At 60.4% G+C, this 14,698-nt stretch carries 12 protein-coding genes; 4 read left to right on the forward strand and 8 right to left on the reverse strand.

Annotated elements, in window-relative coordinates; translation table 11 throughout:
* Window positions 1-33: 33 nt before the first annotated feature.
* Window positions 34-993 (reverse strand): tRNA (adenosine(37)-N6)-dimethylallyltransferase MiaA, encoded by a 960-nt coding sequence (gene miaA, locus ABD720_RS01400; protein ID WP_344761426.1) that lies wholly within the window; start codon window positions 991-993, stop codon window positions 34-36.
* Between the two features lie 13 nt (window positions 994-1,006).
* Window positions 1,007-2,869 (reverse strand): DNA mismatch repair endonuclease MutL, encoded by a 1,863-nt coding sequence (gene mutL / locus ABD720_RS01405; protein ID WP_344761427.1) that lies wholly within the window; start codon window positions 2,867-2,869, stop codon window positions 1,007-1,009.
* Window positions 2,870-3,103: 234 nt separating this feature from the next.
* Between mutL and ABD720_RS01410 the strand changes: the two genes are divergently transcribed.
* Window positions 3,104-3,757 (forward strand): VTT domain-containing protein, encoded by a 654-nt coding sequence (locus tag ABD720_RS01410; protein ID WP_344761428.1) that lies wholly within the window; start codon window positions 3,104-3,106, stop codon window positions 3,755-3,757.
* A gap of 95 nt (window positions 3,758-3,852) precedes the next feature.
* Here ABD720_RS01410 and ABD720_RS01415 read toward each other — a convergent pair whose 3' ends face one another.
* From ABD720_RS01415 to tsaE, 3 genes are all read right to left on the reverse strand, one after another.
* Window positions 3,853-5,586, reverse strand: coding sequence for a methyl-accepting chemotaxis protein (locus ABD720_RS01415; protein WP_344761429.1), 1,734 nt, complete (start codon window positions 5,584-5,586; stop codon window positions 3,853-3,855).
* A 95-nt stretch (window positions 5,587-5,681) separates the two neighbouring features.
* Complete coding sequence (locus tag ABD720_RS01420; RefSeq protein ID WP_344761430.1) at window positions 5,682-7,052, reverse strand: N-acetylmuramoyl-L-alanine amidase; 1,371 nt, start codon at window positions 7,050-7,052, stop codon at window positions 5,682-5,684.
* Window positions 7,016-7,501: a tRNA (adenosine(37)-N6)-threonylcarbamoyltransferase complex ATPase subunit type 1 TsaE gene (gene tsaE / locus ABD720_RS01425; protein ID WP_344761431.1), complete on the reverse strand. Its 486-nt coding sequence runs from the start codon at window positions 7,499-7,501 to the stop codon at window positions 7,016-7,018. The genes ABD720_RS01420 and tsaE overlap by 37 nt, the downstream gene beginning before the upstream one ends.
* Before the next feature lie 39 nt (window positions 7,502-7,540).
* Here tsaE and queG point away from each other — a divergent pair, with 39 nt between their 5' ends.
* Window positions 7,541-8,635, forward strand: coding sequence for a tRNA epoxyqueuosine(34) reductase QueG (gene queG / locus ABD720_RS01430; protein WP_344761432.1), 1,095 nt, complete (start codon window positions 7,541-7,543; stop codon window positions 8,633-8,635).
* A gap of 566 nt (window positions 8,636-9,201) precedes the next feature.
* Complete coding sequence (locus ABD720_RS01435) at window positions 9,202-9,411, forward strand: hypothetical protein (protein ID WP_344761433.1); 210 nt, start codon at window positions 9,202-9,204, stop codon at window positions 9,409-9,411.
* Between the two features lie 373 nt (window positions 9,412-9,784).
* Here the strand turns inward: ABD720_RS01435 and ABD720_RS01440 are convergent, their stop codons facing one another.
* The 3 genes from ABD720_RS01440 to ABD720_RS01450 all read right to left on the reverse strand — a co-directional run bounded on the left by ABD720_RS01440 (window position 9,785) and on the right by ABD720_RS01450 (window position 13,448).
* Window positions 9,785-10,675, reverse strand: a complete 891-nt coding sequence (locus tag ABD720_RS01440) for an AEC family transporter (protein ID WP_344761434.1) — start codon at window positions 10,673-10,675, stop codon at window positions 9,785-9,787.
* A 95-nt stretch (window positions 10,676-10,770) separates the two neighbouring features.
* Window positions 10,771-11,358, reverse strand: coding sequence for a response regulator transcription factor (locus tag ABD720_RS01445; protein WP_344761435.1), 588 nt, complete (start codon window positions 11,356-11,358; stop codon window positions 10,771-10,773).
* 50 nt (window positions 11,359-11,408) lie between these two features.
* Complete coding sequence (locus ABD720_RS01450) at window positions 11,409-13,448, reverse strand: PAS domain S-box protein (protein ID WP_344761436.1); 2,040 nt, start codon at window positions 13,446-13,448, stop codon at window positions 11,409-11,411.
* Window positions 13,449-13,586: 138 nt separating this feature from the next.
* On the opposite strand from ABD720_RS01450, the gene ABD720_RS01455 reads away from it, so the two are divergent.
* Window positions 13,587-14,591 carry a TRAP transporter substrate-binding protein gene (locus tag ABD720_RS01455; RefSeq protein ID WP_344761437.1) on the forward strand — a complete coding sequence of 335 codons (1,005 nt, stop codon included), beginning with the start codon at window positions 13,587-13,589 and terminating at the stop codon, window positions 14,589-14,591.
* The last annotated feature ends 107 nt before the right edge of the window (window positions 14,592-14,698 follow it).

Raw genomic sequence — 14,698 nt, forward strand, 5'->3', positions numbered from 1 at the left:
ATCGTGTTTCCGGCTTTTGCTGTCAAGGCTAAATTAGGTTTGCAGGGCAATTTCGATGGTGTCGAGGACCAGCGCGCTGGCTGCCGGGTCCAGGCAGTCGATCACATGCCGTTCCGGGATCGCGCGCAGCCAGGTCAATTGGCGCTTGGCCAGCTGGCGGGTGGCGGCGAGACCTTTCTCGCGCAGGGTGGCGAGGTCGTGCTGGCCGTCGAGGTAGTCCCAGGTCTGGCGGTAGCCGACGCAGCGCATCGATGGCAGGCCGAGGTGCAGGTCGCCGCGCTGGCGCAGGGCGATGACTTCGTCGATCAGGTTGGGCCTGATGGACGGGTCCAGCATGGCATCGAAGCGGGTGGCGATGCGCTGGTGCAGCACGCTGCGGTCGGACGGCTCCAGACCGATCTGTAGCAAGCTGAAGGGCAGGTCGACCGGCGCGGCTTTGGCCAGCAGGTTCGACATTGGCTGGCCGGTGAGCTGGTGGATTTCCAGCGCGCGCTGGATGCGCTGGGCGTCGTTCGGTTTGAGGCGGGCGGCGGTGTCGGGGTCGATCCGTGCCAGCTTGGCATGCATCGCCGGCGAGCCGATCAGCGCGGCTTCGGCGTCCAGCGCGGCACGTACTTGCGGGTCGGCTTCGGGTAGCGTGTCGAGGCCGTCGCGCAGTGCCTTGAAGTACAGCATGGTGCCGCCGACCAGCAGCGGCAGCTTGCCGCGCGCAATGATCTGGTCGACCAGTTGCAGCGTGGTGGCGCGAAATTGCATGGCCGAATACGACTCGGCCGGATCGAGGATGTCGATCAGGTGATGCGGCGCGGCGGCGCGTTCGGCAGCGGTGGGCTTGGCGGTGCCGATGTCCATGCCGCGATACACCAGTGCCGAATCAACCGAGATGATTTCTGACGGGATGGCGCGTGCGATGGCGAGAGCCGCGGCGGTTTTGCCGGACGCAGTGGGGCCCATGATGGCGATGGCCAGCGGCTTGCGCGGCAGGATACTCATGCGCTCGCCGGCATCATTGACCGCGCAGGAAAAGGCGGTCCAGATCGGCCAGCGCCAGTTGCACCCAGGTCGGTCGACCGTGATTGCACTGGTCGGCGCGTTCGGTGGCTTCCATCTGGCGCAGCAGCGCATTCATTTCCGGCAGGCTCAGGATGCGGTTCGCCCGCACGGCGGTGTGGCAGGCCAGCGTGCCGAGCAATTCGTTGCGCCGCTCCACCAGCACGCGCGAGCCGCCGTATTCGCGCACGTCGCGCAGGACATCGCGCGCCAGCGACTGGGCATCGGCGTTCTTGAGCAAGGCGGGAATGGCACGCACGGCCAGCGTGGTCGGTGACAGGGCGGCGATGTCGAAGCCGAGCGCGGCCAGCGTGGCCTGATTCTCGGCTGCGGTGCCAACTTCGATGGCGTCGGCGTGGAAGGTCACCGGAATCAGCAGCGATTGCAGCGCGACGGCATCGCTGTCGAGCGCGGTCTTGAATTGTTCGTACAGGATGCGCTCGTGCGCGGCGTGCATGTCGACCAGCACCAGTCCGGCCAGGTTCTGCGCGAGGATGTAAATGCCCTGCAACTGGGCCAGCGCAAAGCCGAGCGGGAACTCGGCACCCTGCGTCGCCGTCGCCGGCTGCCCGGAAAACTGCGGCACTTGCGCGGCTCCCGTAGCGAGCCCCGATTGCCATTGGCTGCCAACCGCGACTTGCTCGAAGGCTTCATTGCTATCGCCAAACAGCGCGCCATACGCGGTCGTATTTTGCGCCACGCCACCGCCGAGCTGTTGCCCGAAGCCGGCCTGTTGCGTGTACGGCTTGCTGTGCCACGGCATGGCACCGGCCGGTTGCGGTGCCGGTACCTGCCCATCGGCCGTGGCCGAGGTCTGCGACAGCGCGCGCGTGACGGCATGGAAAACGAACTGATGGACCGCCCGGCTATCCCGAAAACGCACTTCGATTTTGGACGGGTGGACATTCACATCGACCAGCGCCGGGTCGAGATCCAGCGCCAGCACATACGATGGATAGCGGTCGCCATGCAGCACATCCTGATAGGCCGAGCGCACCGCATGCGTGAGCAGCTTGTCGCGCACGTAGCGGCCATTGACGTAAAAATACTGCGCATCGGCGCGGCCGCGTGAGGCGGTCGGCAAACCGGCATAGCCATGCAGGCGCAATGGTCCGGCCTGTTCGTCCAGCGCCAGCCGCGCGGCACTGAAATCCGTGCCGAGGATTTGCGCACTGCGCTTGTCCATGTCGGCCAGATTCCAGTGGTCGATGGTCTTGCCGTTGTGTGTCAATGAAAACGTCACGTCCGGGCGCGATAGCGCGATGCGTCGCACGACCTCGGCGCAATGGCCGTATTCGGTCTGGTCCGACTTGAGGAATTTACGGCGGGCCGGAGTGTTGTAGTACAGGTCGAGCACTTCGATGGTGGTGCCGGTTGCGCCCGATGACGGTACCGGGCTGGACTGCAGTGCGCCCATTTCCCAGGCATGCGCGGCGCTGGCGGTGCGGGTGATCAGCGTGAGTTGCGCCACCGAGGCAATCGAGGCCAGTGCCTCGCCGCGAAAGCCGAGCGTGGCGACGTTTTCCAGATCGCTCAGCGAGCCGATTTTCGAGGTGGCATGGCGTGCCAGCGCAAGCGGGATTTGCTCGACCGGAATGCCGCGGCCGTTGTCGGTGATGGCGATGCGTTTGATGCCACCCTGTTCGAGGCGGATGCTGATCTGCGTGGCACCGGCATCGAGCGCGTTCTCCAGCAATTCCTTGACTACGGCCGAGGGACGCTCGACCACTTCTCCGGCGGCGATCTGGGAGATCAGCTGGTCGGGCAGGGCGGCAATGGCGCGTGGGGCAGCGGCGGTATCTGGAGCGGTTGGATTCATCGGCGGATTATACCGTTGCGTCCCGGTGCAAACGAGGCCGCAGAAAGCGTGTCACTCGCGGTCTGCGCAACATCTTGTGCGCCAGAATGCGGTAGCTGTAAATAGGTTCGAACGCTGGTTATCGGCACAGGTCAAGGCGATTGCCAGTCGCGCTTGAGTGGTGGTGTATGATTTCGCCGCACTTAGCAAGCACCGCTACAACCAACACCCCCCGTCAGACTCACCAGGAAAATTATGGATTTCATGCAACTGCTCGACATGGTCATGCATGTGGACAAATACCTTGGCACCTTCATCGCGGAATACGGCACGCTGGTCTACGCGGTGCTATTCGGGATTATCTTCGGCGAGACCGGATTGATCGTGTTGCCGTTTTTGCCGGGCGACACCTTGCTGTTCATCGCCGGTGCATTCAGTGCCGAAGGACAGATCAATCTGCTGGTGCTCAATGTGCTGCTGATCATTGCCGCGGTGGCGGGCAATACCGTGAATTATTTTGTGGGACGCGCCATCGGACAAAAGGTTTTTACGCACAATTACCGCTGGCTGGATCAGGCAGCGCTGAAACGTACCCATGCCTTCTATGAAAAACACGGTGGCAAAACCATCGTGCTGTCGCGTTTCGTACCGATCGTGCGGACCTTCGCGCCGTTCGTGGCCGGTGTGTCGGAGATGCGCTTTACCACCTTCCAGTTTTACAACATTACTGGCGCGGTATTGTGGGTTGGCGGCCTGACCGTGGCGGGCTACTTCTTCGGCAATATCCCGGTCATCCGCGATCACCTGAGCGCAATCGTGCTGGTCGGTGTCGGCGCTGCCGTGGTGCCAGTGGTCCTGGCCGGATTGTGGAAATTCTACAAAAAAATCACTGGCGTCAAAACGGTCTGACCGGTTGAATCGGCACTGGCGGGAGATTGCCAGTGCCGACGACTCGGTGTTTTGCTGTATTGGTCAAGTCGCTTGCAACGCCTTTTGAAACTCTTTTAAAACTCTTCCCAGTCCGAATTGTCCGTGCCGGTTTTTGCGGTTCCTGGCAATGCGCGTGTCGTCGATGTCGCTGGCTTGGCGATGATTGGAGCGCGTCGCGCAGTCATCGTTCTTTGTGGTGCCGATTGCCGCACCGGTGTCGTCAGACGCTGTGCAGTCCCGCCTGCAACCTGAAAGATGCCGACCACGCTCGATAGCGCCCCGGCCTGATCCTGCAGGCTTTGCGCCGCCGCTGCAGCCTGTTCCACCAGTGCCGCATTTTGCTGGGTCACTTCATCCATTTGCGTAATCGCCTGATTGATCTGCTCGATGCCGGCGGTTTGTTCCTGGCTGGCCGAAGTGATTTCGCCCATGATATCGGTGACGCGTTTGACGCTGTTGACGATCTCGATCATGGTGTGGCCCGCTTCATCCACCAGCTTCGAGCCGCTATCGACTTTGTCGACCGAGTCGGCGATGAGGATCTTGATTTCCTTGGCGGCCGCGGCAGAGCGTTGGGCCAGGCTGCGTACTTCCGACGCAACCACGGCAAAGCCGCGGCCCTGTTCACCGGCGCGCGCCGCTTCGACCGCTGCGTTCAAGGCCAGGATATTGGTCTGGAAGGCGATGCCATCGATGACGCTGATGATGTCGGTAATTTTTTTGGCGGATTCATTGATCGAGCCCATCGTCTCGACTACTTGTGACACCACCGCGCCGCCCTTGACGGCCACCTCGGAGGCCGATTTGGCGAGGATGTTGGCTTGCCGCGCATTGTCGGCATTCTGCTTGACGGTGGCGGTCAGCTCTTCCATCGACGAGGCAGTTTCTTCGAGCGAACTGGCTTGCTGTTCGGTGCGCGACGACAGGTCCAGATTGCCACTGGCGATCTCGGCTGATGCAGTGGCGATGGTGTCGGTCCCCATGCGCACCTGGCCCACGATATTGGCGAGGTTGTCACGCATCTGGTTCATCGAATAGATCAGACTGGAGGTGTCGTTGGGTCGCACCAGCACGGCGACGGTCAGATCACCGCCGGCAATTTTGTTGGCGATCTCGGCGGCATACGTTGGCTCGCCGCCGAGTTGTTGTGCCAGCGAGCGGGAAATCAACAGCGCAGCGGCCAAGCCGATCAGCAGTGCGACCGACGCCAGCGAAATCATCAGGATGCGTGCGCTGGCATACTGGTCTTCGGCAGATTGCATGTCGCGCGCATTCTGTTGTTCTTCGAATTTAACCAGTGCAGTGATGCCGTCAGTCCATTGTCTTTGTATTGGCCGTAATTCCTTGACGAGTACGGTAGTGGCCTCGGCCGATTTATTCTGCAAGCCCAGTTCGGTGGCTTTGGCGATCAGCGGCAGCGCAGCGGTTTCTGATTCCTTGATTTTTGCCAGCAGCGTTTTTTGTTCGGCCCTGGGTTGACCGGATGCTGCCAACATATTGTTGAGTTCGGTTTCGGCAGCGACATAGCTTGTCAGATTGGTCTTGAGACGGTCGAGTTCCGCCTGCATCTCGCTGGTCTCGGTCATCAATGCCAGGTTGCGTACGGCAATCATGCGGTCATACACAGTAATACGCATAGTCAGTACCTGCTGGGTTTCGACGTTATTGACGTTGACGATGTTATGCAACCTTGCCTGGATTTGTCCCATCCGGTTCAAACCAATAACCGTGACGAGCAAAAGCAACGCCAGCAGCAAGGAGAAACCGATTTTGAGGCGGTTTCTGACGGTCATGTTTGATAACTTCATTTGTCGTTTCCTTAAAATTAGTCGGTTGTTCAGACCATGCATTGCATGCAGCAAACAACGTTGTCGAACCGTGATGCAGGATCCCGCGTCACAACTCAGGTCATGCGGTTTTTGGATAACGGCGGATTCCTGGCGAAGTATTTGCGGATGCCCTTGAGGACCGCAATCGCCATCTGGTCCTGATAGGCATCGTCAGTCAATTTGGCTTCTTCTTCAGGATTCGAGATGAAGGCGGTTTCAATCAGGATGCTGGGGATGTCCGGTGCTTTCAGTACCGCAAAACCGGCCTGTTCGACCGCGCCTTTGTGCAGACGGTTGATGCCGCCAATCTCGCCGAGTACAGCCTTGGCCAGCTTCATGCTGTCGCTGATCTGGGCGGTCGTCGACAGGTCCAGCAACACGCTGGCCAGTTGCCTGTCGTGATTCTTGATATTGACGCCGCCGATCAGGTCGGCCGCGTTTTCCTTGTTGGCCAGCCAGCGTGCCGCCGTCGACGACGCGCCTTTTTCTGACAGCGCAAAGACCGATGAGCCGCGTGCCGTCGGCTCGACAAAGGCATCGGCATGGATCGATACGAACAGGTCGGCCTGCACCTTGCGGGCCTTCTCGACACGCATGTGCAGCGGCACAAAAAAGTCACCGTCGCGTGTGAGCATCACGCGCATGTTCGGTTGCTCTTCGATCTTGGCCTTGAGGCGTTTGGCGATGGCCAGCACCACGTCTTTTTCGCGGCTGCCGCCACGGCCGATGGCACCGGGGTCTTCACCACCGTGGCCGGGGTCGAGCGCGATGGTCAACAGGCGCGTCAGGGCCGGAATTTTTTCTTCGCGCGGTTCGAGTCGCGCTACTTTTGGATCGAGATATTTCAGTAGCGGATCGGGTTTGGGTTCCAGCTTCGGCGCTGGTCTGAGCTCGGCCTGCGGAGCAAGCGGTGTCGGATCAAATTTCTGGTCACGTGACCATTCGCCTTTTTCGATCAGTGCCGCGATCGGATCGAGCTCTTTGGCCGGATACAGATCGAACACCAGCCGATGCTGGTAGTCGCCTACCGGTGCCAGCGTGAAGACTTGCGGCGTGATTTCTTCTTTCAGATCGAATACCAGGCGCACCACGTTGGGCCGGTTCTGTCCGACCCGGACCTGCCGGATGTACGGATCATTCGACTGGATCTTGGCGACCAGGCCCTTCAGCGTGGCACTGAGTTCGAGCCCTTCGATGTCGACCACCAGCCGCTCGGGGTCTTTCACGACGAAGTGGGTGGCCTTCAGGTTGCTATCGTTTTCGAGCGTAACGCGGGTGTAGTCTGCGGCGGGCCAGACCCGCACTGCAAGAATTTGCGCGGCGTGCGCAACGCCCGTCGCAAATACCGACAGCAGCAACGTGCCGCCAGCTTTCAGGACGGTGCGGCGCGTCTTGCCGGAGACTGCAGTCAGAGATTTGGTGCGAATTTGAGACGGTCGAGACATTGATAACCCTGGTCGGAATGCGCGGACAATTCTACATCACGACCTGTTCCTGTTACCGTCAAAAAAACATCGATGTCTGCCGCTGGCAGTACCCCATCGGCCTTCTCGGGCCACTCGACGATGCAGATGTTGTTGGAGTTGAAATACTCCCGGAATCCCGCATCCAGAAAGTCATCGGCACTGATCATCCGGTACAGATCAAAGTGGAGCACCTCCACTGCTCGATCCTGCAATGCAATCGTGTACGGCTCGACCAGTGTGTAGGTGGGACTTTTGACATGGCCGGTATGTCCGGCTGCATGCAGCAAAGCGCGGGTCAGTGCGGTTTTGCCGGCACCGAGGTCGCCGTGCAGGTATATCGTCAGACCAGGTGCCAGTGCGCGCGCCAGAGAGGCGCCCAGTGCGATGGTGCCGGCTTCGTCGTGCAGGTGCGTTGTAAAGTGCTGCATCTCGTAAAATACCTTTCCATTTTCCTTGTGACTGGCCTCATGACCATACCGGCTGCCGATCTGGCTGCACTAGCGTTGACGATCAAGGCCTGGGGGCGCGAGCTCGGCTTTGGCGACCTGCGCATTACCGATATCGATCTGCAGCATGCCGAGGCAGGATTGCTGGCATGGCTGGCTGCGGGCTATCACGGTGAGATGGATTATATGGCAGCCCATGGCCTGAAACGCGCGCGGCCGGCCGAGCTGGTGCCGGGCACCTTGCGGGTGATCACGGCGCGCATGGATTATCTGCCGGGTGCAACCGCTGATGACTGGCGCGAGCGCGAAGTCCAGCGCCAGACCGATCCGGGCGCGGCGGTGATCTCGGTGTATGCACGTGGTCGCGATTATCACAAGGTCCTGCGCGCCCGACTGCAGCAGCTGGCCTCGCGCATCAGCACTGAAATCGGTGACTTCGGCTACCGCGTCTTCACCGATTCCGCACCGGTGATGGAGGTCGAACTGGCGACCAAAGCCGGTTTGGGATGGCGCGGCAAACACACGTTGCTGCTCAATCGCGATGCCGGGTCGATGTTCTTTCTCGGCGAATTATTGACCGACTTGCCGCTGCCGGTGGATGCACCGGTGACTGCGCACTGTGGCCAGTGCAGCGCCTGTATCACGGTCTGTCCGACCCAGGCCATCATCGGGCCGTATCAGCTCGATGCGCGGCGCTGCATTTCGTATCTGACCATCGAGCTCAAAGGCAGTATCCCGGTGGACCTGCGGCCGCTGATCGGCAACCGGGTCTATGGCTGTGATGATTGCCAGACCGTCTGCCCGTGGAACAAATTCGCGCAGCTGGCTGTGCTGCCGGATTTCGATGTGCGGCATGGGCTGGATGCGGCCAGCCTGATCACGCTGTTCGGCTGGAGCGACGAGGAATTCAACCGGCGCATGGAGGGCAGTGCGATCCGCCGTATCGGGCATGAGCGCTGGCTGCGCAATATGGCGGTGGGGTTGGGGAATGCATTACGGGCCGGCGCGTCGGCCGGGCCGATCGTGGCGGCGCTGCAGGGGCGGGCTGAGCATGCCTCCGGGCTGGTGCGGGAGCATGTGGTTTGGGCGCTGGCGCAGGGGATTGGTGGTGGTTGACCGTTCGGCTTCGGATCAATGCAACGCCGCCAGCCGCAGCGGCAACGTGCCCGCCTGCGTCAGGTTCCTTTGCTGGTCGCCACGATGCGCGGTCTGTGGTCTGCGATAGCTAAAACGGGTTGCGCTCCGTGGAACCAAGCCGGGTGCGGCCCGGCAGCCGGTTCTTTGCGTAGCGGCGTTGCGGCCTTGGGTCGTAGGTTGGGCTGCGAAGCCCAACATGCGTCACGTTGCTTTGCGGGTCGCGACGACGCGCGGTCTGCGGTGGCTAAAACGGGTTGCGCTCCGTTGATGCAGGCCGGGTGCGGCCCGGCAGCCGCTCACTTTTTTTGCTTCGCCAAATAAAGTAAGCAAAAAAAGGCGACCGCCAGACCGCTGCCCTGCGGGTTCCCAAATACCGTGCCCGGTCAGGGGGAGGGCCGCAAACTCGCTACGCTCAGACAGTGCGGCCCTCTTATCCCCTGCCCGGACACGGTATTTGGCAGTGGCCTTTTATGCGGAATTCAAGGTCAAAACCAAGCCCAGCCTTGATGATTGATTGATGGCCAGGCTCGCTTTGCGCGAGAAAGATGGCTTGTAAAAGCCTTGTAGATTTTGAGTTTGGCGTTGGTTTTGATGTTGGATTTGATGTTGGTTTTGATGTTGGTTTTGACGTTGGTTTTGACGTTGGTTTTGAACTCGATGTCGATCCCGACGAGGAAGTTTTCTCGCGCAAAGCGAGCCTGGCCATCAACCAATCTCCAAGGCTGGGCTTGGTTTTGACGTTGAATTCCGCATAAAAAGGCCGCTGCCAAAAATCGGGTACGGTAAGAGGATCAGAAGCCCGCACTGTCTGAGCGCAGCGAGTTTGCGGGCTTCCCTCTTGCCGTACCCGGTTTTTGGGAACCCGCAGGGCAGCGGTCTTGCGGTCGCCTTTTTCTTGGTTACTGCTTTTTGGCGAAGCAAAAAGAAGTGACCGGCTGCCGGGCCGCACCCGGCTTGGCACCACGGAGCAACAACCGTTTTAGCTACCGCAGACCGCGCGTCGTGGCGACCCGCAAAGCAACCTGACGCATGTTGGGCTTCGCAGCCCAACCTACGACGCTGTTCCGGGAGCATGTGGTTTGGGCGCTGGCGCAGGGGATTGGTGGTGGTTGACCGTTCGGCTTCGGATCAATGCAGCGCCGCCAGCCACAGCGGCAAGGTCACCACCGAAATCAGCGTCCCCGCCGAAATCAGGAATGCAACGAACGGTCCGTTGCCGCCCATCCGCGCCGCCAGCACATACGCGCTAGAGGCCGTCGGCAGGGCGCTGAACATGACGGCGATCTGCAGTTGCAGCGGCGGCAAGCCGAGCAGCACTCCCAGCAACCATGCCATGGATGGCAGTACCAGCAATTTGATGGCGATGAAATACGCTGCCATTCCTTTGGCTTCGTGCAAGCCGGATAGACGCAAGCCGGCGCCGACCGCAATCAGCCCGATGGCGATGGCCGCATTGCCGATGCGCGACAGGGTGGCGCCGAGCACCTCCGGTATCGGGACACCCAGCAAGTTGCAAAGCACGCCAAACACCGTCGCCAGCAGCAGCGGGTTGCGCACCAGCGCTTGCAACAGCCCACCGTTGCGATGCACCAGCGCGTGAACGGCTGCCAGATTGCACAGTGGCACCGCAAAACCGATGATCAGCGCCATCAAGGCAGTGCCTGATTCACCGCCCAGTCGTGACGCAATCGCCAGCGCGATGTAGGAGTTGAAACGGAAGGCGGTCTGTACGCCGGACTCGAACAGCATCGGTCCCGGACGAAACAGCGGTTTGGCCAGCCAGCCGAAGGCAATTCCGATGAACGTCGTGGCAAGCGCGACCTGCAACAATTTGCCGGTGCTGGCAAAGTCGAGCGGTGCGCGTGCAGTGGCGTAAAACAGCAGGCAGGGGAAGAGGACGTAATAGACCAGTTTTTCGAGGCCGCTCCAGAATGCGGCGTCCCAGTCCGTAAATCGAAACAGCAGGGCACCCAGCAGGATCAGAGTGAAGTCGGGCAACAGCAGGAAGGCAAGCGACATGGAGGGAGCGATCAGCGGGGCAGGGTAAAAGGGGGAAACACACTGTGCATCGCCGCAAGCCGGCGGCGATGGGGCAATGGTGGCAATGCGGAATTTTACTTCAGCAAGCCGGCCAGTTCGACCGCGGTCTTGACATTCATCTTGTCGAAAATATGGGCGCGGTGCACTTCTACGGTACGCATGCTGATGCCGAGTTTGTCGGCGATGACCTTGTTCATTTTTCCGATCAGAATCAGGTCCAGCACCTCGCGTTCGCGCGCCGACAAATTCGCCAGGCGCGCCTGCACCACGGCCTGGGCACCGGCCTCGCGGGAGGCGGCCAGCGCTTCCTCGACCCGGTCGATCAGCTTGTTGTCATTGAACGGTTTTTCGAAAAAATCGAAGGCGCCGCGCTTGAGGCTGTCGACCGCCATCGGCACATCGCCGTGGCCGGTCAGGAAAATTACCGGCAGCCGGTGCGTTAGCTTGCGATTGGCCAGGATGTCGAACAGGACAGCGCCGCTGGTGTCGGGCATGCGGATATCGAGCACCACGCAATCGCCTTGTGGCGCGAACACCGCCTGATCAACGGCAGCCAGAAAGGCCGCCGCGCTCTCGTAGGTCCGGGCTTCGATGTTGCGTGTGCGTGCCAGCCAGGCCAGCGAGTCGCGGATCGCTTCTTCGTCGTCGACTATGTGGAGCATGCTGTGTCCTGTCTGGTTGTCTATGGAAACGTCGGCGCTATATGGTGGGGCTATGCAACCCCTTGCTGGTCGGCCCCGTTGCCGGGTACGCCGTCATCGACCATCGGTAGCGCGAACTGAAAAATCGTACCGCCGGCCGGATTGATGACATGCGTGAGCCTGCCGCCATGGAATTCGATCGCGGTACGGCAGATGTTCAAGCCCATCCCCATGCCTTCCGCTTTGGTCGAAAAGAACGGCGAGTATAGCCGCTCTGCAACTTTTTCCGGAATGCCGTGACCGCGATCGATCACCGATACCATGATGGCCGGTTGACTGGCAGCCGTCAGGGTTCGCGTTGCCTCGATGCGCAGGACGCGGCGTTCGGGCGGTGTCTGTTGCATCGATTCGATGGCGTTGCGGGTCAGGTTCAATAGCACTTGTTCCAGCAACACGCGGTCGCCGAGGATAGGCCCGAGACCGGCGCTGATGGCGATCTCGACGGTGGTGAAGGTGGGCTGTGCCTGCAGTGCGATCAGCGGCTCGACGCTGTCGAGTATGGCCTCGATGGTGATTGCTTCGCGCAGCGGGTCGCGTTGCTTGACGAAGGCATGCACGCTGCGAATGATCTGGCCGGCCCGCTGTGCCTGGGCGGCGGCTTTTTCGAGCGCCGGTCTGAGCAGGGTGATGCGGGCATCATCGGCACCCGCCAGCAGATTCAGCGCACCGGTGGTGTAACTGGAAATCGCGGCCAGCGGCTGGTTCAGTTCATGCGCCAGCGTCGAGGCGATCTCGCCCATGCTGGCCATGCGCGCGCTGATCTGCAGCTGTTCCTGCTGACGGCGATTGAGTTCTTCGGCTTGCTTGCGTTCCGAGATATCGAGGATGGAACCCATCCAGCCGGTCTGTTTGCCTGCGGCGTCGCGCAGCGCCGATTCAAAGATCAGGACCGGAAACCGTTCGCCGTTGGCGCGCTGGAAAATGGTCTCGAATCCCTTTTGCGTGACGGTGCCGGCCAGCACTTCGGCAAAGCGTTTCTGGTAATCGTCCATCGCTTCCGGTGCCCAGTACGGCATCGGCGGCATCTTGCCCAATAGCTGATTGGGCGACATGCCGACCATGTCACAGAATGCCGGATTGGCGTAAGTCACGCGCCCTGCCAGATCGCGGGCACGCATGCCGGTCACCAGCGAGTTCTCCATGGCGGTACGAAACGTGACTTGCTCGCGCAGGGCGACTTCGGTCGCCAGGCGACGATTGATGTCGCGCCACAGTGCCCACAAACTCCAGGCCAGGCCAATCGACAACGCAATCACCGAGCCGACCAGCAGGTTCGGCAACAGGCGTGGTGTGCCCTTGATGCTATTGGTGCGCAACGTCAGGCTCTGGCCTTTCAGATCCAGCGTGCGCAAATGGGTATAGACACCGCGACCGGGACCACCGGCAGCACGTCGCGCAATGAGCTTGTCGTCGCTGTCGAGCAGATCGACCTGATGTTCCTGCGCGAACCACCATGGCACCATTTCATCGAGTATCGCCACTGCGGAATACGACATCACCACGGCGCCCAGATAATTTTTGCCCGCGAACAGTGGCACGACATCGTCGAGCAGGAACGACTTGGTGGTGCCGGGCACCAGCGACGGCTGGCTGTAGCGCGGCATGCGGCTGGCGGTCGCACGGGCAATCGCATCTTTGGTGGCGGCTGACAGCTCCTGTGCCGACAGTTTGCTGCCGTCCGTGCTGACCAGCGTGTCACCGTTGGCATCGAGCCAGCGCACATGCTTGAGCTCGCGTCCGTTTTTCAGTAGGGTGGCGGCACGCTCATTGAATTTGGCGGGCAGCAGCTGACCGTCGAGAATTTCGGTGGCGATCAGCTGCAGGCTTTCGTCATTGCGGTCGAGCTGGAAGCGGATCGTCTGCTCGACCCACAAGGTATCGGCAATCAGCTGTTCCTGACGCTCATTGGCTTCCATGCGTTGCGCTTGCCATGGCAGGCCGGTCAGGATCGCCAGAAACAGCAGCACCAGCACGACCGGCAAGACCCAGCGCCATGCCTGGCGGCGTGGCACACCGAACGGACGCAGCAGGAAAGCGGTGAATGACGACATGGGCAGCCCGAGAAAATGAGGTTTTCAGTGTAGCCGACAGGCATGTCAGATTGTGGTTATCCACACTTGTTTGCAATCGAGTGGCTCAGGACAATACGCACACAAAACAGTGCAACCAAACAAACAACGGAGATCTTCATGAAATTACGTCGCCTGATCCTCGCCTTGTCAGCCGCTACCCTGCTGACCGGCACCGCCTTCGCGCAAACCCCGATTGTCATCAAGTTCAGCCACGTGGTCGCCAACGACACGCCAAAAGGCAAAGCCGCCGAGCGTTTCAAGGAACTGGCCGAACAATCCCTCAAGGGTCGCGTCAAGATCGAGCTGTATCCGAACAGCACGCTGTACAAGGACAAGGAAGAACTCGAAGCCCTGCAGCTTGGCGCGGTACAGATGCTGGCCCCGTCGCTGGCCAAGTTCGGTCCGCTCGGCGTGAAAGAATTCGAAGTCTTCGACTTGCCGTATATTTTTCCGGGCAAGGACGTGCTGTATCGCGTGACCGAAGGCCCGATCGGCAAGGAACTGCTCAAGAAGCTCGAACCCAAAGGCATCACCGGACTGGCCTATTGGGATAATGGCTTCAAGGTCATGTCGGCCAACAAGCCACTGAAAACCCCGGCCGATTTCAAGGGTCTGAAAATGCGTATCCAGTCGTCCAAAGTGCTGGATGCCGAAATGCGCGCACTGGGTGCCAACCCGCAAGTGCTGGCATTCTCCGAGGTGTACCAGGCCTTGCAGACCGGCGTGGTGGACGGCACCGAGAACCCGCCATCGAACCTCTACACCCAGAAAATGCATGAAGTGCAATCCAACGTGACGGTGTCCAATCACGGTTACCTGGGCTATGCCGTCATCGTCAACAAGAAGTTCTGGGATGGCTTGCCGGCGGACATACGTACCGGTCTTGAAGTGGCCATGAAAGATGCCACCAAATACGCCAATGCCATCGCGCAGCAAGAGAACGACAAGGCGCTCGAAGCGGTACGCAAAACCGGCAAGACTGCAGTCTACGTCCTGAACGACAAGGAAAAAGCCGAATGGCGCAAGGCCTTGCTGCCGGTCCAGAAAGACATGGAGTCGCGCATCGGCAAGGACCTGATCAGTGCGGTGGGAAAGGAAGCCACGGCACTCGGTTATAAATAATTATCGGTAGTCCTTCATTGCAATAACACCGCACGGGCAGGGCCTCACCGTGCCCCGCGGTGGCTTCGTCAGCGCTTCACAATCAAAAAATCATCCTTCAGGGAGAA

It is taken from the genome of Actimicrobium antarcticum (genome assembly GCF_039536745.1).
In the GTDB taxonomy this organism is placed as follows: Bacteria; Pseudomonadota; Gammaproteobacteria; order Burkholderiales; family Burkholderiaceae_D; genus Actimicrobium; species Actimicrobium antarcticum.

What these genes read in the sequence shown, in the direction of transcription:
- queG (WP_344761432.1), top strand. Translation starts at nt 7,541, where the DNA reads ATGACCATACCGGCTGCCGATCTGGCTGCACTAGCGTTGACGATCAAG.
- ABD720_RS01455 (WP_344761437.1), top strand. Translation starts at nt 13,587, where the DNA reads ATGAAATTACGTCGCCTGATCCTCGCCTTGTCAGCCGCTACCCTGCTG.
- ABD720_RS01445 (WP_344761435.1), bottom strand. Translation starts at nt 11,358, where the DNA reads ATGCTCCACATAGTCGACGACGAAGAAGCGATCCGCGACTCGCTGGCC.
- tsaE (WP_344761431.1), bottom strand. Translation starts at nt 7,501, where the DNA reads ATGCAGCACTTTACAACGCACCTGCACGACGAAGCCGGCACCATCGCA.
- miaA (WP_344761426.1), bottom strand. Translation starts at nt 993, where the DNA reads ATGAGTATCCTGCCGCGCAAGCCGCTGGCCATCGCCATCATGGGCCCC.
- ABD720_RS01420 (WP_344761430.1), bottom strand. Translation starts at nt 7,052, where the DNA reads ATGTCTCGACCGTCTCAAATTCGCACCAAATCTCTGACTGCAGTCTCC.
- mutL (WP_344761427.1), bottom strand. Translation starts at nt 2,869, where the DNA reads ATGAATCCAACCGCTCCAGATACCGCCGCTGCCCCACGCGCCATTGCC.
- ABD720_RS01435 (WP_344761433.1), top strand. Translation starts at nt 9,202, where the DNA reads ATGGCTTGTAAAAGCCTTGTAGATTTTGAGTTTGGCGTTGGTTTTGAT.
- ABD720_RS01415 (WP_344761429.1), bottom strand. Translation starts at nt 5,586, where the DNA reads ATGAAGTTATCAAACATGACCGTCAGAAACCGCCTCAAAATCGGTTTC.
- ABD720_RS01440 (WP_344761434.1), bottom strand. Translation starts at nt 10,675, where the DNA reads ATGTCGCTTGCCTTCCTGCTGTTGCCCGACTTCACTCTGATCCTGCTG.
- ABD720_RS01410 (WP_344761428.1), top strand. Translation starts at nt 3,104, where the DNA reads ATGGATTTCATGCAACTGCTCGACATGGTCATGCATGTGGACAAATAC.
- ABD720_RS01450 (WP_344761436.1), bottom strand. Translation starts at nt 13,448, where the DNA reads ATGTCGTCATTCACCGCTTTCCTGCTGCGTCCGTTCGGTGTGCCACGC.